The sequence below is a fragment of the Tunturiibacter gelidiferens genome (assembly GCF_051013345.1).
Lineage (GTDB): Bacteria > Acidobacteriota > Terriglobia > Terriglobales > Acidobacteriaceae > Edaphobacter > Edaphobacter gelidiferens_A.
In genome coordinates, this window is the sequence record NZ_CP132939.1 from 6,443,259 (window position 1) to 6,463,540 (window position 20,282).

Sequence of the window (20,282 nt, forward strand, 5' to 3'; positions counted from 1 at the left end):
GGAGCGAGGCCATGGGTCTGCGAGTGGCGTTGGGTTTGCGACGAGCGTTGGGTTTGCGACGGGCGTTGGCTGCGATGCTGGTGGGTGTGATTGCAGGGATGCCCGTGGCTGGACGGGCGCAGCGGCCTGACGCTTCGGGTGGCTTCACGTTGAAGGTGCAGAGCGATATTGTGCTGACCAATGTTGTGGTGCGAGACAAGAAGACTGGCGAGGTGGTGAAGGGGCTGAAGGCGAGCGACTTCACGATTCTGGAGAATGGCAAGCCGCAGAAGATTGAGAGTTTTGACTATCAGAATGTCGATGAAGCTGCGGTGCTACGGGAGAAGTCGACCGTGATCGGGAAGGCTACGATCGCGGATCTGGTGAATGGGGAGTTTGCGGCGAATCCGGCTACGCTGCGGGATCACCGGCTGATTGTGATGTTCTTTGACCTGAGCAGCATGCAGCCGGAGGACATCGACCGGGCGGTGGAGTCGGCTCAGGCCTATGTGAACAAGAAGATGCAGGCGGCGGACCTGGTTGCGCTGGTGAGCATGTCTACCGGGCTGAGCATGGATCAGGACTTTACGTCGGATAAGGTGGCCCTGCTGAAGGGGTTGGGCAAGTACAACGGGACCGAAGGCATGGGGTTTGCGAACGGGAATGAAGGGGGCAACTCGGGTGGGACGGCGGATGATGCTTCGAGCTTTACTTCGGACGACAGCGAGTACAACGCGCTGAATACGGATCGTGAGTTGTATGCGATCCGGACGATTGCGAAGAGTCTTGAGAGGGTGGATCAGCGGAAGAGTCTGTTGTACTTCAGCGGTGGGCTGACGCGACAGGGTATCGAAAACCAGGCGAGCATGCGGGCTGCCACGAATGAGGCTGTGAAGGCGAACATGGCGATCTACAGTGTGGACTCCCGCGGGCTGGAGGCCCTGCCGCCGGTGGGAAATGCCTCGACCGGAAGCCTGCGCGGGACTGCGGCTTACAGCGGCGGCGCGATGCAGAGCATGCTCGATGCGAACTTCGGCTCGCAGGAGACGCTGGCGACGCTCTCGTCCGACACGGGCGGGAAGGCTTTCTTTGATTCGAATGATTTTGCGCCCGCGTTTCAGCAGGTGCAGCATGACACGGAGGCTTACTACATCGTCGGGTTCCGCTCGACCAATACGGCGCGGGATGGAAGCTTCCGACACCTGACGGTGAAGCTGAATCGCAACGATGTGAAGCTCGACTACCGGCCGGGCTACTACGCGCCTGCCGACTTTCAGCACCAGAAGACAGAGGATCGGGAGCAGGCTCTGATGGAGGAGTTGCGAAGCGATCTCCCGGCGACCGATGTCGCGATCTATCTGCAGGCGCTGTACTTCCGGATGGGCGACAACAAGTTCTTTGTTCCGGTATCGCTGATTGTGCCGGGGTCGCAGATTCATATTGTGAAGAACGGCGACCGGGACAAGGCAAATATCGACATCATTGGGCAGGTGAAGAACGCTGAGGGAATCGTTGTCGGTAACGTGCGCGATACGGTGAAGCTGGCGCTGGATGCGGCGCAGCAGGTTCAGCAGAAGAAGATCCAGTATTCGACCGGATTCACGCTGGCTCCAGGAAAGTACCACCTGAAGTTTGTGGTGCGGGAGAACCAGACGGGAGCGATGGGAAGCTTCGAGACCGACCTCCAGGTGCCGGATCTGAAGAAGATTCCGCTGAAGCTGAGTTCGATTGTGCTGTCGAGCCAGCGAGTGCCGAACACCGCCAAAAAGGCCGCGAGTCCGCTGGTGCGGGACGGGATGGAGTGGATTCCGAATGTGCCCCATGTGTTTCGGCAGGACCAGCATCTCTACTTTCTGTACGAGGTGTATGACCCGGCGAAGGAGAAGGGTGTGCCTGCAGCCGCCAGTTCTCCGGGTTTGACGCGGCGTGAGGGCGGGCCGGTTCGGGTCCTGACCAGCATTGAATTTCTGATTGGCGGCGTGAAAGTGTATGAAACGCCGCTAGTTGAGGCCAAAACTGTCAACATCCCCGACCGGAGTGCGGTGGCGTTCCAGTTCGATGTGCCGTTGACACCGCTGAAACCCGGAACCTATGTGTGCCAGGTGAATGTGATCGACGATGCCGGAGGGAGCTTCAGCTTTCCCCGGATGGCGATGAGGGTGGAGCCGGGGACCGCGCCGGTGGTGGCTCCCGCAGCCGCTGCTGCCGCGCCGGTTACCTCTGGTGGTCCTATGAAACCCTGACGAAGTGGCTATTGACAGTGATAATTACGAGGCCGATGATGATGGCGAATTAGTGAGGTCCTGGTATGAGACCGCAACTTCGCTTGACTCTACTCCTCCCTGTTCTCGGTTTGGTGCTTTCCAACTCTCCCCTGACGTCGCAGAAGCTTGCGACACCCGCTACCCCCGACGCGGCTCGCGACTTACGACATCAAAGCGCAGACTGGTTTGCAATCGAGCCCCATCTCCCCGATCCGGCGACTGCGAGCCCGCAAAAACTGGAAATAGCGGGAGACGTTCTGCGCGCCCGGCGTTTTCCGGAAGATGCCCTGGTCTATTACGGCTATGCGCTGCAGCGCGGCGGCCCGGAACAGGAACTATTAATTCGAATGGGCGTGACTGAACTTGATCTGCGACACATAGAGGTTGCGCGCAATTATTTTCTGCGGGTGGTCCATCTGCAGAAGAAGAACGCGCAGGGATGGAACAACCTTGGAGCGGCCGAGTATGTGGAAGGACGCTACGGAAACGCTATCTCTGATTACGGAAAAGCGATCAAACTGGATAAGAAGTCGGCGATCTATCACTCCAATCTTGGGACCGCTTATTTTGAAGAGAAGAACTTCGAGAAGGCGCGGCAGCAGTTCGATATCGCTCTGACGCTGGATCCGGACATGATGCAACACCACGGGGCGAGCGGAATAGAGGCTCACATGCTCTCGCCGGCGGATCATGCGCATTACTGCTTCGAGATAGCGAGGCTCTATGCTCATCGCGGCGATGAAGAGAATATGCTTCGCTACCTTACGCTTTCCAGTGAGGGTGGATTCGACGTGTTGGGATCGATGAATTCGGATGAGGTGCTGGCGAAGTACCGCAAAGATCCGCGCGTGATAAGCCTGGTGCGGAACGCGATTGCTCTGCGGAATCAGAAGACCTCGGTTGCCGATGCGCGCAACGGTGGTGTTCCGCCACTGCTGCCACAGATCCCTAATTGAGTTGCGATTGACCTATTTGTAGGGGCAGTGACGACAACCTGAGTTACAACAGTAGCCCCGCTTGAGGTGGTAGGCGGCGGTGAATACGAGGTATGGGCCTTCATAGTAGAAGTCTTCGGGCAGGAGCTCCGGAGAGACGTCTTCAGAGGGTGGGATGACAACGGGTTTGATGGAATCCTGCATTGCTGGAGGCCTGCATTGCTGACATAATCCTAGATCAGTTTGAGACCTGCGGGTGGGGCGACTGCGGTGCTCATTTTCCAAAGAGGGTCTGGGATGGATCGTCGTACTTTCTTGAGGAGTTCCTTTGCCGTTGCAAGCTCTGCCCTGTTTTCTAGCCGTGGACTGGCGGCGAGTTCGGCGATGCGGCAGGATCGTGTTCCGGGGTCGATAACAGAATCTGCGATCGAAGGTGCGCGCTTCCCGGATGGATTTTTGTGGGGGATGGCTTCGGCGGCGTACCAGGTGGAGGGCGCGTGGAACGTCGATGGGAAGGGCGAATCGAACTGGGACCGGTTCGCGCACACGGTTGGAAAGGTGAAGGGCGGGGCAACGGCAGATATTGCCTGCGACCAATACCACCTCTACAAAGACGACATCGCGATTCTGAAGCGGCTCAATCAGAAGAGCTATCGGTTTTCTACGTCGTGGTCTCGGGTGCAACCAAGTGGGACGGGACCGGTAAATCAGAAGGGTATCGACCACTACAGTCGGCTTGTCGATGCGTTGATGGAAGCTGGAATTCGCCCCTTCTGCACGATCTATCACTGGGATCTGCCGCAGGCGCTTGAAGACCGCGGAGGGTGGCCAAACCGCGATCTGGCGTCGTACTATGCGGATTTTGCGGGGATTCTTGCGAAGCATCTGGGCGACCGGATAACGACATGGGCGCCGTTTAATATGCCGTGGACGTTTACTTACTACGGGTATGGCGTGGGAGTTTTTCCTCCTTGCAAGGTTGACTTCAATCAGTTTCTGAAGGCTGCGCATACGGTGAACCTGGCGCAGGGTGAGGCGTTTCGCGCGATCAAGGCTGCGTCGTCGAAGGCTACGGTGGGGAGCGCTTATGGGATGGCTCCGGCATATCCGAAGACCGACAGCGAGGCGGATCGGGCGGCTACGGCGCGGTATCACGCCATGAATAATCTCTACTTTCTAAATCCTGCGATGCACGGGGAGTATCCCAAGGCGTTCGTTGGCGCGACGCCGTATGAGGCGATGGGATTCAGAGCGGGCGATGAGAAGATCATGAAAGTGCCGCTGGATTGGGTTGGGTTTCATTACTACACGCGGCGAGTCGTATCAAATGCCAGCGGGAGTGCGGGGGTGGGAGGACACTTCGGCACGGAGACCGAGGGCGAGGGAGGAGGCGCAGCGCGTGACCCGCTGACGCAGATGCATGTAGAGATGCCGACCGAGGGGCCGCTGACTGAGGCCGGGTTGGAGATATGGCCGCGCGGCATCTATGACCTGGTGACGCAGATTTCGCGGGAGTTCAATCATCCGATCATCGAGATCAGCGAGAATGGCTGCTGCTATCTGGATGGGCCTGATGATAGCGGGCGAGTTCCTGATGCGCGGCGGATTGCCTTTCATCGGGAGATACTGGCGGAGTTGGCGCGGGCTATCGCAGACGGAGCGCAGGTTCGCGCGTATCACGCCTGGAGTTTGCTTGATAACTTCGAATGGGCGGACGGGTATACCCAGCGATATGGATTGACTTATGTCGACTTCCGCGATCAGAGGCGGATCGTGAAGGATTCGGGACTTTGGTATGGGCGGGTTGCGGGTTCGAATCGGCTTACCTGATCGGCAAGTCGATGTGGTTATGCGGTGTTATTTGAGGCGTCCTGTGCGAGGCGGAGACCGGAGAACTGCCAGCGCGTGGATGGCGAAAAGAAATTTCGATAGGTGGGGCGGATGTGGGTGGTTGGCGTAACGCAGGAGCCTCCGCGAAGAATGACCTGCGAGGACATGAACTTGCCGTTGTACTCGCCGAGTGCGCCCGGAAGCGGCTTGTAGCCGGGATAGCCGGTGTAGCCGCTGGCGGTCCACTCCCAGGCGTCGCCGAACATCTGCTGGAGGCCGGAGAGCCCCGAAGCTGGAGTTGGGTGGAGGTTGCCGGTTTCGAAGAGGTTGGCTTGAACGGCGGGAATTGCGGCGAGCTTCTGCGCGGGGTCCGGCTGGTAGGTGAGGACCGCGGGTTGTGACTCAACTTCTTTACGCAGGAGACCGAGTTGGCTGGCGGCATGCTCCCACTCGAACTCGGTTGGGAGGCGGTGGCCGGCCCAGCGAGCGTAGGCGTCGGCCTCGAAGAAGCTGAGGTGGCAGACGGGGGTTTCGCTAAGGTCGTCGAGCGAGCGAAAGCCGTTCATGGTGTAGATGGACCAGCCGGAGTTTGTCTCTTCGTCGCGACGCCAGTAGAGGGAGCCTGCCAGCCTTCGGCGCGATTGGTGGTCCAGCCCTCGGAGAGCCAGAGCTCGGAGCGGTTGTAGCCGTTCTGGTCGATGAAGGCCAGGTACTCGGCGCAGGTGACCAGACGTGTGGCGAGGCGGTAGGGGGCAAGATAGACCGGGTGACGGGGGTCTCGTTGTCAAAGGCGAAGGCGGAGATGGATTGAATGGGATCGGCGGGGTCGATTTTGAAACCGATCTCGGTGAGCCCGCCGGCGAAGTCGATCCAGTCCAGAGGCGGCGCGATGGTGTCAAGCTTCTGCTTTGCGGGTGATTCGAGATAGGGAGGATGCAGCGGGTTGGTGAAGAGAGCGTGCTTGACGTCAGTGGCGATGAGTTCCTGATGCTGTTGCTCGTGCTCGAGGCCGAGGGCGATGCGGCGGCCAGCTTCGTCTTCGAGGGGATGCTGCATCAGGCCAGTCATAGCGGCGTCGACGTGAGTCCGGTAAGCGAGGATCGAGTCGAGGGGAGGGCGGGAGAACGAGGCGCGGAGTTTTTCTCGGGCATATCGCCGAGCGAGTTGTAGTAGCTGTTGAAGAGCCAATGGAAGTCGGGATGGAAGGGCTGGTAGCCGGCAGCGAACTCGCGGAGAACAAAGGTCTCGAAGAACCAGCTGGTATGGGCGAGATGCCACTTGACCGGGCTGGCTTCCGGAGAGGACTGCACCATCATGTCCTCCGGGGATAAGGGACGACAAAGATGTCTGCTCGCCTGACGAACGGCTTTGTAGCGAGCGAGGAGTGATGTTGCTGCGGCGGGAGCTTGCGCGGTCTGGGCCATATTCTTCTCGCTTCGTGAGATCGAGGACGGAGATGTGATGCCCGGTTAGAGGTCAAAGTTGCCGAAAGGCTACCAGGCCCTTGAAGTCAGCATATGCGCAAACAGCCTTTAGAGACAGCTCAAAAAACGGTTAAGGTTTGTTAAGGTTTGGTGATAACGCCGAGATCGACCATGCCGTTGACAAAGTATTGCACCGCAAGGGCGACCAGCAGCAGGCCCATGATGCGTACGAGGATTCTGACACCGGTCTCTCCCAAGGCGCGAGCGACGCGGTCGGAGTTGCCGAGGACGAGGTAGCAGATGGAGGCCGTGATGAAGATCGACACTAGAATCGCGATCATCTGCCAGCGGGTCTGCGCTTGGCCGACAAGAACCATCACGCTGGTGATGGAGCCTGGACCGGCCAGCATCGGAATTCCGAGCGGTACGATGCCTGCATCTTCTTTCTGAGCGGCCTCCGTGGTCTCCTCGGTTGACTCCTGCGTGGGCGAGCGTTTCGCTTCGAGCATATCCAGACCGATGAGCAGAAGGATGACGCCTCCCGCAATCTCGAAGGCGGGAAGGGTGATGCCAAACATCTTGAAGATGTACTGCCCGGCCACGGCGAATGCGCTGAGAACAACCAATGCCGTAACGGAGGCCTTCCACGCCATCTTTCGTCGACGCGGCGCGTCCGCACCTGCCGTCACCGCGAGAAAGGTGGGCAGAGCGGCAAACGGGTCGACGAGAAAGAAGATGGAGCTGAGCGCGAGAACAGAAAACTGCACGTACGCTGAGTGCTCCAGCCTCGCGAGACTGACGGCATGGGGATCGAACATCACTCTCTATTCTCCCATGACGGCGAGCCGTTATAATGGTTCTTCAGCGCTTAGGAGCGTACGAATGCCCATACAGACCACCACGAACATCTGGCACAACGGTAGCCTCATCCCCTGGGACAAAGCTCAGATCCACGTTATGTCCCACGTCGTCCACTACGGTTCTTCCGTCTTTGAGGGCATCCGCTGTTACGCCCAGCCCAACGCTGCAAGCATCTTCCGTCTGCCGGAGCATATGGCTCGGCTGGTCGATTCGGCCAAGATCTATCGGATGCCGCTTCCCTACAACGTGGAACAGCTCTCGGCGGCGGTCATCGATGTGGTGGAGGCCAATGGCGTCGCCCCTTGCTATATTCGCCCGATCGCGTTTCGTGGGTATGGTGAGCTTGGGGTTAATCCGCTGAAGTCGCCGGTTGAGGTTTACATCGCAAATTACCCCTGGGGCAAATATGTTCCCGGCACCTCCGGGGCCGATGTCTGCGTGTCGAGCTGGAGCCGGCTCGCCCCGAACACGATGCCGACGCTCGCCAAGGCCGGTGCAAACTACATGAACTCGCAGCTAATTCGCATGGAGGCCGAGATCAACGGCTACTCCGAAGGCATTGGCCTCGATACCAATGGCTACCTCTCCGAAGGATCGGGCGAGAACCTTTTCCTGGTGCGCGGCGGCGTGCTCTACACCACTCCGCTGGCGAACTCGGTGCTCAACGGCATCACCCGCAGCTCCGTTCTTACCCTGGCGAAGCAGCTTGGCATCGAAGTGGTCGAGCAGGCTCTTCCCCGCGAGATGCTCTACATCTGTGATGAGGCGTTCTTCACCGGAACAGCTGCCGAGGTGACCCATCTCCGCTCGGTAGACCGCATCATGGTTGGCGACGGCACGATGGGCCCGATCACCAAAGCGCTGCACGATGAGTTCTTCGGCATCGTCCATGGCACACTTCCCGACCGCCACAACTGGCTGACGCCTGTAAATGTGAAGGTTGGCGAACCGGTCGGCGTATAAGCAACTGAATTGGTCACAAAAGAAGAGAGGCAGCCCTGGCGGCTGCCTCTTTCTTGTGAGTGCGAGTTCCCTCGCGTTTACTCGGGAGTAACGACGGTCTCCTTCTTCGGGATCTTCCGGAGAAAATCCTCGCCGGTGGCGATGTGCTGGTCGACCAGACGCGCGGGAGTATGCGCCAACCACTCCGCCAGAGAGATGTCTTCGTAGTGAGCGGTCGGAAAGACCTCAAGGAAGACGAGATCCGAGTCGCCGGTGTTCTCGATGTAGTGCGGGGCAGACCGATCGATGTAGCCCACGTCTCCCTCCTCGAAGTCCATCGTCCGAGCATGACCTCCGGCGGAGAAGACGGTCATTCTTCCTCTTCCTTTAACGTAGTACTGCCACTCGTCTTCATTGGGGTGCCAGTGGAGTTCGCGCAGGCCACCCGGCTTCAGTGTAACGATCGCGGCAGCGATGTTTGTTGCCGGGAAGTTTTTCTGATCGACGATCTTGACCTCACCACCCTTGGAAACCTTGGTCGGCTGCATCTTTCCGGTAAAGAAGGCAAATGTATTTGGCACCATCCCGGTGCCAGCGGAAGCTTCGTGCTTCTCCTCCTCGAGCGGCCGGGGCAACGGGCGCTCGAAGATGAACAGCTCTTTCTTCGGTACCCTGTCGAAGGTGGATTCCGGCACATCGAAGTTCTTCGCCAGAACCTCCTTCGGGGTGTGGGTCAGCCAGTCGGTCAGCAGGAACGTCTGAAACTCGTTGAAGTTTCCATCATCGAAGACGAGCAGGAAGGTCGCGCCATCTTCTCCGACGCCTTGAATCGAGTGAGGAATGCCACCGGGGAAGAGCCACAGGTCACCGGCGTTTACGTCCTCTACGAATGCGCGCCCCTGCTGGTCCACAGCGGTGATGCGGGCGGTGCCGGAGATCATGAACGCCCACTCTGAGCCGACGTGCCAATGCAGTTCGCGAATGCCACCCTTGATGAGCCGCATCTGCACACCGGCCATCTTCTTCGAGATCGGCAGGTCGCGCACTGTCACCTGTCTGGTCCAGCCGCCCTCCTCGATACGCTTGTGGGCAAACGAAAATGGATACTTGAAGGGAGGCTGACCGCCGGAATCGGTCTCCGGAGCCCACACCGACGATGGATTCTGATCGTCAAGAGCCTTGTTGATGGGGAGCGGCTGGCTCTCGTTGACGCCAGGGTGGTTTGGGGTAGTAGTTGCAGATTTTTCCTGCCCCTGAGCGACCTGCATGCCTGCGGCTGCCACCAACATCGCCGAGCTGGCTTCGAGAAACCTGCGCCGGCTTACCTTTGACTGGTCTTTTTCCTCTTCCACTTTGAATCCTCTCTGCTATCGAATCCCGGGGTTAGTCGGTGCTGCCGTTTGAAGATATTAGATACCTAAACATAACTGAAGGCAGAGAAACAATTCTCAGGTCTTCACACTTTATGCTCCGAAGTTTTCCTTGGGCGGCGCCCACTACGGAGCGACACTCTTGTGATCCACCTTGAATCGATAGGTCAATCCGAAGTAGGCGAGCGTTAAGGGGGCTCCATGCGAATTCTCCCGCAGCAGCGTGCCTGAAGATAGGTGGCCAACGCCAACGTTCAGCACCAGATAGTCACGAAAGACATACTTGCCGGAGGCATCAAACTCGTGTCCTAGATCTCCGCTGCGAAATCCAGCGGTGGGCGCTTCGATGGTGGTCCCTGCGCTGCCGCTGTAGACGTTGTCAAACCTGGACGCAACCTGCAAGGACTCCTCCTGAATCAACAGGGACAGATGTTTGGCCGGAGTCAGGTCCAGATTGATCCGCTCCTGCTTGATGTTTTGGTATCCGAACAGATCGGTCAGGCCAAACGCGTTGTGATTGCTGGGATACTGCTGATCGAAGGTGCCCATACGAAAGGGATTCGTATGGGGGTCTCCCGAGGCGTAGTCATACTCTGCTTGCAGACGCGGCTCCCACTTGAGGTGAGCGGCACTGTAACCGGCCTTGACGTAGCCGGCAGCGGCTTCGATCGACTCATTCGAGTAGCTGCCGCGCTGCAGCGCTCCGAGGACGTCGAAGTCGAATCCGCGGTAGTTCCCAGCGACTTCCGCACCCGGCGTCACTGTCGTCTGGGTGCCGAAGACGCTGTTTGCACCCTGTACGCGCGGAAATGCCTTGATGAAGACAAACGGTTGAATCACTACATGGGGTACCCACGTTCCGATAGTGCCGACCGCGCCGTGGAAGGTCAGGCCCGCTCCGTGGTTGTCGAGCGACGAGGCATGGACAGTTACAACCGAGGTGGTGAAGAAGTCGATCCGATTCTTATCTCCATAGCGTCCGAGGAAGCCGTCCCAGGTGCGGCTGTTGTTGGTCCAGTCGCTGATACCGACCAGTCGCTCGCCGCCATACTTCAACTCCTGCCGTCCGGCGAGGATCTTTGCCTGCTTGAACTGGAATTCAAGGTACGCCTGTCGGTCATCGAAGACGTCCCGCTGATTCGGCATTACATACTTCAACGGAAGTCCCAAAGCATGCGTGTCTATAAACTGGATGTATCCCGTGAGCCATTTTGTCGGACGAATCTCCAGCCCGCCATAGACCCGAGTCAGAAGATACGACTGCCCGTTGCCGGAGATATAGTCGTCCGAAGACTGATTCTCAAATCGTCCGCGAAGCTGAAAGTCGATGGTGGCCCACTTCGGCACGGCTTTCAACTGCAAGGGCTGCACCTCGCCCTGAAGCTGCGGATACTCGATGTAGCGCACGGCGGCCTCTTGCGCTGACGCCAGTGTTCCTTGAGACAAAACAGCGAACAACCCCAGGGCTAAGGCCAATCTTTGCGAAGCGGGTCTGGCGGATCGCGTAAAAAATGTCCAACAGGATTCCACTCAACTGTAAGACCACTCACTCTCGCAAGATCTGATATGCGAATAACTATTCCCAATCGGACCCTAAAGGTACTCAATCTGACTAACATGCGTCAATCAATAGATCGGCATCAGCAGCAGCAGGAATCAGTCAATTCTCTGGGCTAAGACAACACGGGAAGGAATGTAGGCGAAGGCGCGAAGGCCTCAGTGGTCTAGAAGAACCCTGGTGCCGCCCCTCCCGTTGTCGGTTGTTGCCAGTCAGGTGTTGATCCTGTCGCCATGGCTGGGAGGTTGACTCGTGACAAGTATGCGCGTAGGGTCCGAGCCGCGATTGAACACCTGATGACGCTGGCCGGGAGAGACCTCGAGGCCCGCACCGGCGTGAAGAACGAAGCTGTGCTGCTCCACGTCAATGGTCAACTCTCCCGCGAGAACGTAGAAGAACTGACGCGAATGGAGGTGGAGATGTGGGACCTCACTCGTACCTGGCGGCATGAGTTCTTCGATGACGCTGAGATCTGGAGTCCTGACGAGATGCCAGCCGTCGCAGTCCTCTCCTTGAGGACCACCCCATTTGTAATGCTCGGCCGTCTGCGGGCTGATGATCTGTGTCATCGGGAGGATCGTTCCGCTCTTCGTTCGCTGACTAGTTGGGGCTTTTGGGAACATTTCGCATTCCGAGGACGTGGAAGTCCTTGAGTCCGCCCTTGAGCACGTAGACCAAAGTGTTGTTTCCATTCGGATCGGTTGGTCGCAAGAAGAAGCCTGACTCGAGCACGAAGTCCCGGGTGTTGCTGATAATGCCTTCGATCATCTCTCCGTCGTAGAAGTAGACGCGCACCCACAAGCCCTGCACGACAGGTGCATGCTCGTGAAAGTGAAGAGCCCGGTGGCGAAGATCGCCATCGAAGGTTTTGACGAAGAAGACTGCCTTGGCGTCCCTGGTGGGTACATCTTCCACAGTGCCGGAGTCCAGGAGTTTCAACCGGATAGAGTCCAGCGGATAGATGGGATCGTTGCGCAGAAGCTGTTCGATCGAACCAAGCTCATGGGGCTCAGCAAGCCCGCGAACGGCATGATTCTCGTAACGGACTACGACTCGATACGCCTCGGACAGCTCTTTTTCGGCGACCTGGGATTTGGCCTGAGACCTTACGATGCGTGGTTGTTCCGCGGTGACAGGTCGTACTGCTTGATCTTGTACAGGAGCGCCTTGTAGCTGATTTGCAGATCGTTTGCCGCGGCCTTCCTGTTCCATCCAGTTCCCTCCAGTACCTGTGCAATTGCTGTCGACTCCGCATCGCCCTTCAGGTTGCGGACCATCGCCTTGAGCCCAGCGCCATTTGGCACCTCCTGGGCTGTTGTCGTTGTTGCTGCTCCTCCCTGATAGACCGTGGATGGGGAGAGTTCGTCGACGATGGATCTTTCTTCGCCAAGCACCAGATAACGGTTGACTACATTTTCCAACTCGCGCAAGTTGCCCGGCCAGGAGTGCTCGGATAGCGCGTTCAGCAGGTTTTGCGAGAAGGGGAGAGGATCGCGGCCATACCGCTTAGCGCCCTTGCGCATAAAGTACTCCGACAGCACCGGAATCTCCTCGCGGCGTTCCCGCAGCGGCGGAATGCTGAGGGTAAACCCGTTGAGACGGTAGTAGAGGTCCTCGCGGAAGGTCTTGTTGGCCATCGCCTCCTTCATATTGATGTTGGTGGCGGCGATCACGCGCACGTCCACCTTCATCGGCGAGCGGCTGCCCAGACGAGAAAAAGTTCCATCCTGCAAGACCTGCAGCAGCTTGGCCTGAAGAATGGCGGGCATCTCGCCGATCTCATCGAGAAAGATTGTTCCACCGGTACAGACTTCGAACTTGCCGGGCTTGGTCTTCACCGCTCCGGTAAACGCTCCTTGCTCGTATCCGAAGAGTTCACTCTCCAACAGGTCGGCTGGGACTGCAGCGCAGTTGACCTTGAGGAAAATGTTCTGGCTGCGGGCAGACATCTTGTGGGTGTAGAGGGCGAGGATCTCCTTGCCGGTTCCGCTCTCTCCAAGTATGAGGAGTGGAATGTCGGCGCGGGCTACCAGGGCAGCCTGAGCTTCCAGTTCACGCATTCTCTTGCTGGATCTCACAAAGGAGTGAGTCTCGTTGAGAGGGATCTCTTTCAGCGCATCGGCGACGGGAACCTTTTTCTCTGCAGAGGCGAGGTGCTCCTCGATGGCCTGCTCGACATCGCTGCCGGTAAACGGCTTCATCACGATAGCGCGGACACCCAGACGGATCACCATCTCCAGGTCGCGGAGTTCGGCGGAGCAGGAAAGGACGACCACTGCAAGATTCGGCTTGGTGCACCGGATATGTGTTAAGAGGGGCAATGGGTCGCGGTTGGTGTGCAGGGCAAGCAATAGCAGATCCGGCTGTTCCGCCTTCTCCAAACGCTCGAGCAGGGTCTGCTCGTCCGAAAAGAGACTGAGCGAGTACCGGGAGCCGAGCGTCGATCGAAGATAATCCAGAACGGCGAGATCCGGTTCCAGAATCAGAATCTGGGCGCGCGCCCGCGTAATGGACTTCAAGGCAGGAACGGGATACGAAAGCGCAGCTGACATACGAAGTACCTCAAATTGAGGTTTGGACTGTTTTCCAAACCCGCGGTGATCCTGAACCCGGTAGGCCCCCCAGGGACAGGCTGTACTCGATCCAGACAGTTGCAAAAGCGGCGGGAGCGTCCTGCCCCTGCGCCAGCAAATTCTAGCTCGTCCGGTACAACGTTTTACACAAAAATGTTACGAACTTTGCCGACAAAAGAGATAAACGTTTACCACTCTCCTATCGAGTAGGCCTAGCTTACATGGTACTGGCACGAGTGAAACTAAAAAATGCCATCTTTTTTTGCGGGTTACTTTGGTGAAAGCGAGCTTGGTGACCTCAAAATCCAAAGTAAAAGCGAGACTTCGATCTAATTTTGGCCTTTGTTCGTGTATTGGGTTTCATGATTGAGACCATGAAATCCTCATTTCTTTGCCCGGATATCCCGGAAATGGCGCTTGACGTGCAGTGTGATGAGTATTGCAAACTTGCGGTTTCTGCCCAGCGCCGATAGGAAAAAATGACCTTAGATCACCACGTCGAGTCCGCCTCCTCACTCAATCTGCCGCCCCTCGAGATCTTCTTTGGCAAGACAGCAGTTATGCAGGCGGTTCGAAACAAGTTGGAACGAGTTGCCGAGACTGACGTCCCTGTTCTGATCCAGGGCGAAAGCGGTACCGGCAAGGAGATATGCGTGCGCCTGTTGCACGCTTTCTCCTGCGGGCTCGGGGTTCTCTGGTCAAAGTAAGCTGTCCGGCGATACCACATTCGCTAATCGAAACAGAGCTGTTTGGCTATGAAAAAGGCGCTTTTACAGGCGCTATGTCCACGAAACTGGGACGTGTAGAACAATCGCACAACGGCACGCTGTTTCTGGATGAGGTGGGCAGCCTCGACCTTGGAGTCCAATCGAAGCTTCTTCAAGTGTTGCAGGATGGAACCTTCGTTCGCGTGGGCGGGCACGAACCAAGGAGCATCGTTACCCGATTGGTTTCGGCTTCTAATACAGATCTTCGCAGCCAGGTCGAGGATGGGTCCTTCCGTCTGGACTTCCTCTTCCGCATCAATGCAGTCACTATTAACCTGCCGCCGTTGCGCCAACGGATCGCCGACCTCCCCATCCTGATCGATTACTTCATCGACCACTATGCAAAGATTTTCCACAGTGCACCGGAATTACTCTCCAAGAGCGCGGTCCGCCTGATGCAGAACTATCACTGGCCGGGAAACATCCGCCAGCTGGAGAACCTTATCCGCAGCTACGTGTTGATCGGCAGCGAGGAGGCGCTCGTCGCGGAACTTATGCCTGAGACCTCGCGCGGTGGCATTACTACAGATATCGACCTCAGCGAGCCAGTCTCGCTGAAGCACATTACCAAAAAGGCGACCCAGGATCTCGAGCGGCAGATCATCTTGAAAGTGCTGCAGGAGAATAGCTGGAATCGTCAAAAGACAGCGAAGTGGCTTCAGATCAGCTATCGGTCACTACTCTACAAGCTGAGTGAGGTCGGTATGCCTGAGGTGCCACCCCGGCCTCTCCGGATACCTCATCTGGTGAAGAAGGAAGAGCGGACGTTGAAGCCTGCACTGTCCTCGCGGACGCGTATCTACTGAGCTGCATCTACTGATTCGGTTGAGTTCGAAAGAAATGTCCTGCCGGACGGGCCCACTTCGCGTGGAGCGGTCACTTCGTGACTTGTATACCTTTTTCGGCGGGATAGGCATTACCCGCCCTCCCGTTGGTCGGAAAGAAAATGAGACTTGTTATCTGTGGCAGGACTACTGCGCGCCCTGCCGCCGGATGATTGTCTTTATCGTCTCGAACATGATCAACAGATCAAGCCCAAGGGTCATGTGCTTGATGTAGTAGAGATCAAACTCCAGTTTTTCGCGGCTCTCCGCCAGCGTCGCTCCGTAGCCGTAACGCACCTGCGCCCAACCTGTGAGGCCTGGGCGAATCATGTGACGAAGGTTGAAGTAGGGGATCTGCTCGGTAAGCCACGGCACAAACTCGGGCCGCTCCGGGCGTGGACCGACGAAGCCCATATCGCCGCGCAGCACATTCCAGAGCTGGGGCACCTCGTCGAGCCTGGTCTTGCGCATAAACATGCCGACACGGGTCACGCGGGGATCGTTCTTGGTCGCCCACTTTGCTCCAGCGACTTCTGCATCGGTTCGCATCGTACGGAATTTATAGACCGTGAAGTTCTTTCCACCAAGACCTACCCGCGTCTGCCGGAAGAAGATTGGCCCCGGGGAGGACAGCCGAACCATCAGCAAGACGATCGGGAAGAATGGCAGGAACAGAAGCAAACCCACCGCGGCCGTCAAGGTCGAGACGATCCGCCGCGCGATCTGCTGGGATGGTTTTACGCGAAATCCTTCGCTGTAGATAAAGCTGCTGGGATGAAGGCCATCGAGATGCAACTTGCCGGTAAGCCTCTCCAGAAGGGTTCCGGCATCTTCGATGACAACTCCGTTGAACCGCAGCTTGAGTAGCTCTCGCACGGGAAACTCGCCGCGACGGTCCTCGATGGCGACGATGACGCGGTCGACGGGCGGCTTGGGTACGGAGAATCTCTCCAACGCAGCATGGATCGCCTCTTTGCGCTGGTCCCGGTCGGCAACGACGCCATCCCATCCCAGGACCTCCATGCCCGCATCCTTGCGTGCTTCGAGCAGGTTGACGATCGTCTGCGCACGGTCGCCCGCGCCCAGGACATAGACCCGCTCGCGGAACATCTCACGGCCGATGATCCATTCGTATGCACTGCGCCATGCAACCAGCGCCAGGGTGAGAAAGATGAGACCGAGCAGAAGAACATAGTGAGCGATGTCGGCGGCGGGAAAGAGATAGATGATGGCCGAGAGCAGGAACGACAGAAACCCGAGAACCAGCAGCAGGCGAAAGTAGATCTCCCAGTTTGCGGAGATGCGCTGCGGCTCGTAGAGATCGAAGTAGTACGAGCAGAGCAGCGTCAGGATCGTAAGGCCGAGAATCTTCAGCCCCCATTCTCGTAGTTCAGCACGAGATAGGTATCCGGCCCCAGCAGTAGAATCGTCGCCAGCAGGAAGCAGCCGCTTACAATCAGCGCCTCGCACAGCAGGAGAACGATTGTACGCGTGGGATAGTACACGTTGAAAAGCCGGATCATCTGGTCAATCGCTCCCTCTTACGGTTTGGCGGCGTCGTACCCATAGTAGCTGCCGACCTGGGGCGCTTCCTGCACGGCGTTCAAGACAAACCCCAGAATGTTCGAGGCTTTGAGCTCACTCTGTGCACGCTGCGCAACGGGGAATTTAGTCTGTCCGCTGCGTGCCACCAGGAGGACGCCGTCGCAGGCACGGGCCAGGTTAACGGCATCGGAGACAGGCAGTACGGGCGAAGAGTCGATGATGATCCAGTCGAAGTGTGGCGCCGCCAGCCGGATCAGTTCGCCAAAGCGCGGACTGCCGGAGAGATCGGCTGCCTTATCGCCGCCGTTGCCGCCTGCGATAAAGGTCAGGTTGTTCGCAACCGCGGCAGTTCCTGCGGTCATTCCCTCAAATGTTTCTGACCGCTGCATCACCTCGACCAGGCTCGCCTTGCCGGCGAGATAGTCCGCGAGGCCAGGATGCGACTCGCAGCCAAGAAGTTGATGGATGGTGTAGCGCCGCATGTCGCCGTCAATCAGCAGCACCTTGCTGTTTTTGTGGCGGGCGAGGCTCATGGCTAGATTGGTTGAGATGAAGCTTTTGCCCTCCTGCGGCAGCCCGCTGGTCACCATGATGCTCTTGAGCGGGGCGATGTCGCGAAGCTCGAAGATCCGGGAACGGAGGCTTCGAAACTGCTCGACCGCAGGTCCTCGCTCAAGCAGTGACGGCAGGTGCTCTAGAGATAACGCCCAGGGACGGACGGAAATCTTGCTGACATCGAGAGCGTTTGGGTCTACCCGAACGACAGACGGCTCGACATAAGGCTCAGCGACCAGGGTAGAGCTTGCCTGCTCTTCCTCGGCTGTGGCAACGGCGGTTGCATAAATCGCTGAGTTGAATGGCTCCTCAGGAGTTCGCGGCTCCGGCTCGCGCCGCTCCAATCTGCGCTCGGACTCTGCTTTCTGGAGTGCTTCGTAAATGCGGCTCATCGGTCGTGCCTTCCCGGCTCTCTATTGAAAGCTGCCATGAAATTGTCTTCTTTCGAGTTAAAGCGGGCTCTTTGTCGCTGTTACCAATCACGGCAGACGAGAGCATAAACGGCAACACCTCCAGCTCAAGCTCTGCCGCCACGCCCTCGACGATCGTCGCAGTCACCTGCTGCACCTGTTCGACATAGGCCACGATGAGCGAGTGCTCGCACAGCAGATTGATGATGCGCGGAATTCCGCGGCTGGCACGATGAACCAGGTCCAGCGCCTCAATCGAGAACAGTGGCCAGCTTGCTCCGGCTATTCTCAGGCGCTCGGCGACGTAAGCATGGGTCTGGCTCTCGGTTAAGGCCTGCGTGCGGCACCAGAGAGAGACGCGCTGCCGGAGCTGCCTGACGCTCGGATGGCGCAGCTTCTCTTCGAGCTCGGGCTGTCCAGATAGCACAATCTGCAACAGCTTCTCCGACGAGGTTTCAAGGTTGGTCAGCAGGCGAATCTCTTCCAACAGCTCCCAGGAGAGATTCTGGGCCTCGTCGACAACTACCACGCAGGTCTCTTCCATACGGAAGCGTTCGATCAGCCAGCGATTCAACTGCAGCAACATGCCCGACTTGGTTCGGTTCGCCGGCACAATGCCGAAGTCGGTCAACACAAACTCCAGGAAGTCGAGCACATCGAGGCGTGGATTGAAGACGAACGACGTCGAGACTTTGCGGCCGCTGAAGGAGCTCAACGCCCGGCGGAGCAGTGTCGTCTTGCCGGTGCCCACCTCGCCTGTCAGAACCGTGAACCCCTTTCGTGCCGAGATTCCGTACTCCAGGCAGGCCAGGGCCTCGCGCGTGTGGGGCATCATGTAGAGGAACCGGGGGTCGGGACTGGTTCCGAACGGACTGCTCTGTAGCTTGAAAAAGGTTTTATACATCTCAGCCCCCGCATTCATCAGCGGCTTACCGCCCGCGGTTATGTCAGGGCTACGACGGCCAAAGAGGTTCCGCTTGGTGGCCACCGGCTCCGGTTCGCCGGTAAAACCGATGACGCCAAGGGTGGGCAGCTTGGTGAATGCCCAGATATCGCGCTCGCTACGAACGGCCGTATCCAGATATTCGAGCAGCGCCACGATGAACAAGCCCAGTGCCATCCCTGCGGCAAAGCCTCCGATGATGAAGACCGAGCGCTTGGGAGAGAAGGGCGACTCGGGAAGGTTGGGCTCATCCATTACCCGGAACTGCTCCCCTGCTGGCGCTTCTCCAGGTCAGTCGCCATCTTCGACTGATTCAACTTGTTGAGTAGATCGTCGTAGAAGGCCTGCGCCGTGCTCGTGTCGCGTGTGATGCTCTTGTACTCCTCCTCCACGGCGGGGCTGGCGGCGACGCGATCCTGATAGGTGCGAAGCTCGGCCTGAATTGCCGCCTGGTCGCGCTTCTTCTGCGCGATGCCTTGTTCCATCGCACGAACCTGGGCACGCGTCTGCTGCACGCTGAGGGAGTCGGTCGGTTTCGGAGCGGAAGTCGACGCAACCGCGGTTGGGGGGCTTGGGCAAGTTTGCGTTCCAACTCATTGATCTTTCTCTGCGTGCTGACCACGTCTGGATAGTCGTCGGTGTAACGCGCCTTCAAATCCGCCAGTTGAGACTGAAGCTGCTGCAGTTCAAGCTGCTGGGCCTGAGGAGCCACCGGTCCCCCGCCTCGCTCTGTGGTCTGTGGCTGCTGCGCCTGCTGCATCGACAGGATCGATTCCGCATAACTCTTATCCTGCTCCATGCGTGCAAGCGCCTGAGTCGCGGCCTCCAGCTGCGTGTTCAGGCTCGTCAACATGTTCATGTTGGACGCCTCCGCGGCCGGCAGCTTGCCCATGTAAGTCTGCTGGAACTTGGCGAGTCTTGCGTCCTGTTCATCCAGCTTGGCCTTGGCATCGGCCAGCTGACTCTTTAGAAACTCGGTCGTTCCTGCAGCCGAGGCCGCCCGATCGCTGAGGTTTTCACTCACGAAGAGCGACTGAATCTCGCCGCAGACCAACTGCGCCGTGCGCGCGTCATTCGCCTTGAACGAGATAAAGAATCCCGGCAACCCGTTGGTTCGCGCAATCTCTGACTGAATCGGCGTAATGCCGATGTTTTTACGCGTCAGATCGATGCGCTCGTCCATCGACAACTTGCCGCTGGCAAAGAGGTTGAAGCGTTCGATGATCGGTTGCAGCCGCGACCGGCTCAAAATCTGCTCCTTCATCGAGGCCAGTCTTCCGCTCAGATCTTCGGTCACAACAGCCTTGACATAGGACTCCGGGACCTTCTGCTGTTCCACCAATACCAGGGTTTGGGAGACATACTGTGGCTGCACCAGGAAGGTGAGACCGTATCCGACGATGGGAAAGATGACCGCCGGAATTGCAATCATCCACCATCTTCGTTTCAGAATGGTGATGTAATCCTGCACGGTCAATGCGCGATGGCCAAGCATGATGTCT

Annotated in this window: 20 protein-coding genes; 6 read left to right on the forward strand and 14 right to left on the reverse strand. The window is 58.0% G+C overall.

The window, feature by feature from the left end; genetic code table 11:
• Positions 1 to 11 precede the first annotated feature (11 nt).
• Together RBB80_RS32665 and RBB80_RS32670 are read left to right on the forward strand one after the other, a co-directional pair.
• On the forward strand, positions 12 to 2,222 hold the full coding sequence (locus RBB80_RS32665; RefSeq protein ID WP_433966235.1) for a VWA domain-containing protein: 2,211 nt from the start codon (positions 12 to 14) through the stop codon (positions 2,220 to 2,222).
• Between the two features lie 65 nt (positions 2,223 to 2,287).
• On the forward strand, positions 2,288 to 3,199 hold the full coding sequence (locus tag RBB80_RS32670; protein ID WP_433966236.1) for a tetratricopeptide repeat protein: 912 nt from the start codon (positions 2,288 to 2,290) through the stop codon (positions 3,197 to 3,199).
• A gap of 12 nt (positions 3,200 to 3,211) precedes the next feature.
• Here RBB80_RS32670 and RBB80_RS32675 read toward each other — a convergent pair whose 3' ends face one another.
• Complete coding sequence (locus tag RBB80_RS32675; RefSeq protein WP_433966237.1) at positions 3,212 to 3,382, reverse strand: DUF5522 domain-containing protein; 171 nt, start codon at positions 3,380 to 3,382, stop codon at positions 3,212 to 3,214.
• A gap of 93 nt (positions 3,383 to 3,475) precedes the next feature.
• On the opposite strand from RBB80_RS32675, the gene RBB80_RS32680 reads away from it, so the two are divergent.
• Positions 3,476 to 5,008, forward strand: coding sequence for a glycoside hydrolase family 1 protein (locus tag RBB80_RS32680; protein ID WP_433966238.1), 1,533 nt, complete (start codon positions 3,476 to 3,478; stop codon positions 5,006 to 5,008).
• A 17-nt stretch (positions 5,009 to 5,025) separates the two neighbouring features.
• On the opposite strand, the gene RBB80_RS32685 is transcribed toward RBB80_RS32680, so the two are convergent.
• The 4 genes from RBB80_RS32685 to RBB80_RS32700 all read right to left on the reverse strand — a co-directional run bounded on the left by RBB80_RS32685 (position 5,026) and on the right by RBB80_RS32700 (position 7,250).
• A complete protein-coding gene (locus RBB80_RS32685; protein WP_433966239.1) occupies positions 5,026 to 5,574 on the reverse strand; it encodes an SUMF1/EgtB/PvdO family nonheme iron enzyme in 549 nt (182 codons plus the stop codon).
• On the reverse strand, positions 5,571 to 5,738 hold the full coding sequence (locus tag RBB80_RS32690; RefSeq protein WP_433970001.1) for a hypothetical protein: 168 nt from the start codon (positions 5,736 to 5,738) through the stop codon (positions 5,571 to 5,573). The genes RBB80_RS32685 and RBB80_RS32690 overlap by 4 nt, the downstream gene beginning before the upstream one ends.
• Before the next feature lie 334 nt (positions 5,739 to 6,072).
• Entirely contained in the window at positions 6,073 to 6,432 is a 360-nt protein-coding gene (locus RBB80_RS32695; RefSeq protein ID WP_433966240.1) for a DinB family protein, read from the reverse strand.
• Positions 6,433 to 6,572: 140 nt separating this feature from the next.
• Complete coding sequence (locus tag RBB80_RS32700) at positions 6,573 to 7,250, reverse strand: MarC family protein (RefSeq protein ID WP_433966241.1); 678 nt, start codon at positions 7,248 to 7,250, stop codon at positions 6,573 to 6,575.
• 64 nt (positions 7,251 to 7,314) lie between these two features.
• Between RBB80_RS32700 and RBB80_RS32705 the strand changes: the two genes are divergently transcribed.
• Positions 7,315 to 8,256, forward strand: coding sequence for a branched-chain amino acid transaminase (locus tag RBB80_RS32705; RefSeq protein WP_183789622.1), 942 nt, complete (start codon positions 7,315 to 7,317; stop codon positions 8,254 to 8,256).
• 77 nt (positions 8,257 to 8,333) lie between these two features.
• On the opposite strand, the gene RBB80_RS32710 is transcribed toward RBB80_RS32705, so the two are convergent.
• The 5 genes from RBB80_RS32710 to RBB80_RS32730 form a co-directional block, all read right to left on the reverse strand.
• Positions 8,334 to 9,587: a cupin domain-containing protein gene (locus RBB80_RS32710; protein WP_433966242.1), complete on the reverse strand. Its 1,254-nt coding sequence runs from the start codon at positions 9,585 to 9,587 to the stop codon at positions 8,334 to 8,336.
• A gap of 144 nt (positions 9,588 to 9,731) precedes the next feature.
• Positions 9,732 to 11,012 (reverse strand): alginate export family protein, encoded by a 1,281-nt coding sequence (locus RBB80_RS32715; protein ID WP_433966243.1) that lies wholly within the window; start codon positions 11,010 to 11,012, stop codon positions 9,732 to 9,734.
• 363 nt (positions 11,013 to 11,375) lie between these two features.
• Positions 11,376 to 11,732: a cupin domain-containing protein gene (locus RBB80_RS32720; protein ID WP_433966244.1), complete on the reverse strand. Its 357-nt coding sequence runs from the start codon at positions 11,730 to 11,732 to the stop codon at positions 11,376 to 11,378.
• A 31-nt stretch (positions 11,733 to 11,763) separates the two neighbouring features.
• A complete protein-coding gene (locus tag RBB80_RS32725) occupies positions 11,764 to 12,375 on the reverse strand; it encodes a DUF6982 domain-containing protein (RefSeq protein ID WP_433966245.1) in 612 nt (203 codons plus the stop codon).
• Positions 12,270 to 13,715: a sigma 54-interacting transcriptional regulator gene (locus tag RBB80_RS32730; protein WP_433966246.1), complete on the reverse strand. Its 1,446-nt coding sequence runs from the start codon at positions 13,713 to 13,715 to the stop codon at positions 12,270 to 12,272. The genes RBB80_RS32725 and RBB80_RS32730 overlap by 106 nt, the downstream gene beginning before the upstream one ends.
• 581 nt (positions 13,716 to 14,296) lie before the next feature.
• Between RBB80_RS32730 and RBB80_RS32735 the strand changes: the two genes are divergently transcribed.
• Entirely contained in the window at positions 14,297 to 14,443 is a 147-nt protein-coding gene (locus tag RBB80_RS32735) for a sigma 54-interacting transcriptional regulator (RefSeq protein WP_433970002.1), read from the forward strand.
• Positions 14,386 to 15,309: a sigma 54-interacting transcriptional regulator gene (locus RBB80_RS32740; protein ID WP_433966247.1), complete on the forward strand. Its 924-nt coding sequence runs from the start codon at positions 14,386 to 14,388 to the stop codon at positions 15,307 to 15,309. The genes RBB80_RS32735 and RBB80_RS32740 overlap by 58 nt, the downstream gene beginning before the upstream one ends.
• A gap of 165 nt (positions 15,310 to 15,474) precedes the next feature.
• On the opposite strand, the gene RBB80_RS32745 is transcribed toward RBB80_RS32740, so the two are convergent.
• From RBB80_RS32745 to RBB80_RS32760, 4 genes are all read right to left on the reverse strand, one after another.
• Positions 15,475 to 16,797, reverse strand: coding sequence for a TIGR03013 family XrtA/PEP-CTERM system glycosyltransferase (locus RBB80_RS32745; protein WP_433966248.1), 1,323 nt, complete (start codon positions 16,795 to 16,797; stop codon positions 15,475 to 15,477).
• Between the two features lie 71 nt (positions 16,798 to 16,868).
• Complete coding sequence (locus RBB80_RS32750) at positions 16,869 to 17,819, reverse strand: CpsD/CapB family tyrosine-protein kinase (protein WP_433966249.1); 951 nt, start codon at positions 17,817 to 17,819, stop codon at positions 16,869 to 16,871.
• Positions 17,737 to 19,035: an AAA family ATPase gene (locus tag RBB80_RS32755; RefSeq protein ID WP_433966250.1), complete on the reverse strand. Its 1,299-nt coding sequence runs from the start codon at positions 19,033 to 19,035 to the stop codon at positions 17,737 to 17,739. The genes RBB80_RS32750 and RBB80_RS32755 overlap by 83 nt, the downstream gene beginning before the upstream one ends.
• 58 nt (positions 19,036 to 19,093) lie before the next feature.
• Complete coding sequence (locus RBB80_RS32760; RefSeq protein ID WP_433966251.1) at positions 19,094 to 20,275, reverse strand: GumC family protein; 1,182 nt, start codon at positions 20,273 to 20,275, stop codon at positions 19,094 to 19,096.
• Between the last annotated feature and the right edge of the window lie 7 nt (positions 20,276 to 20,282).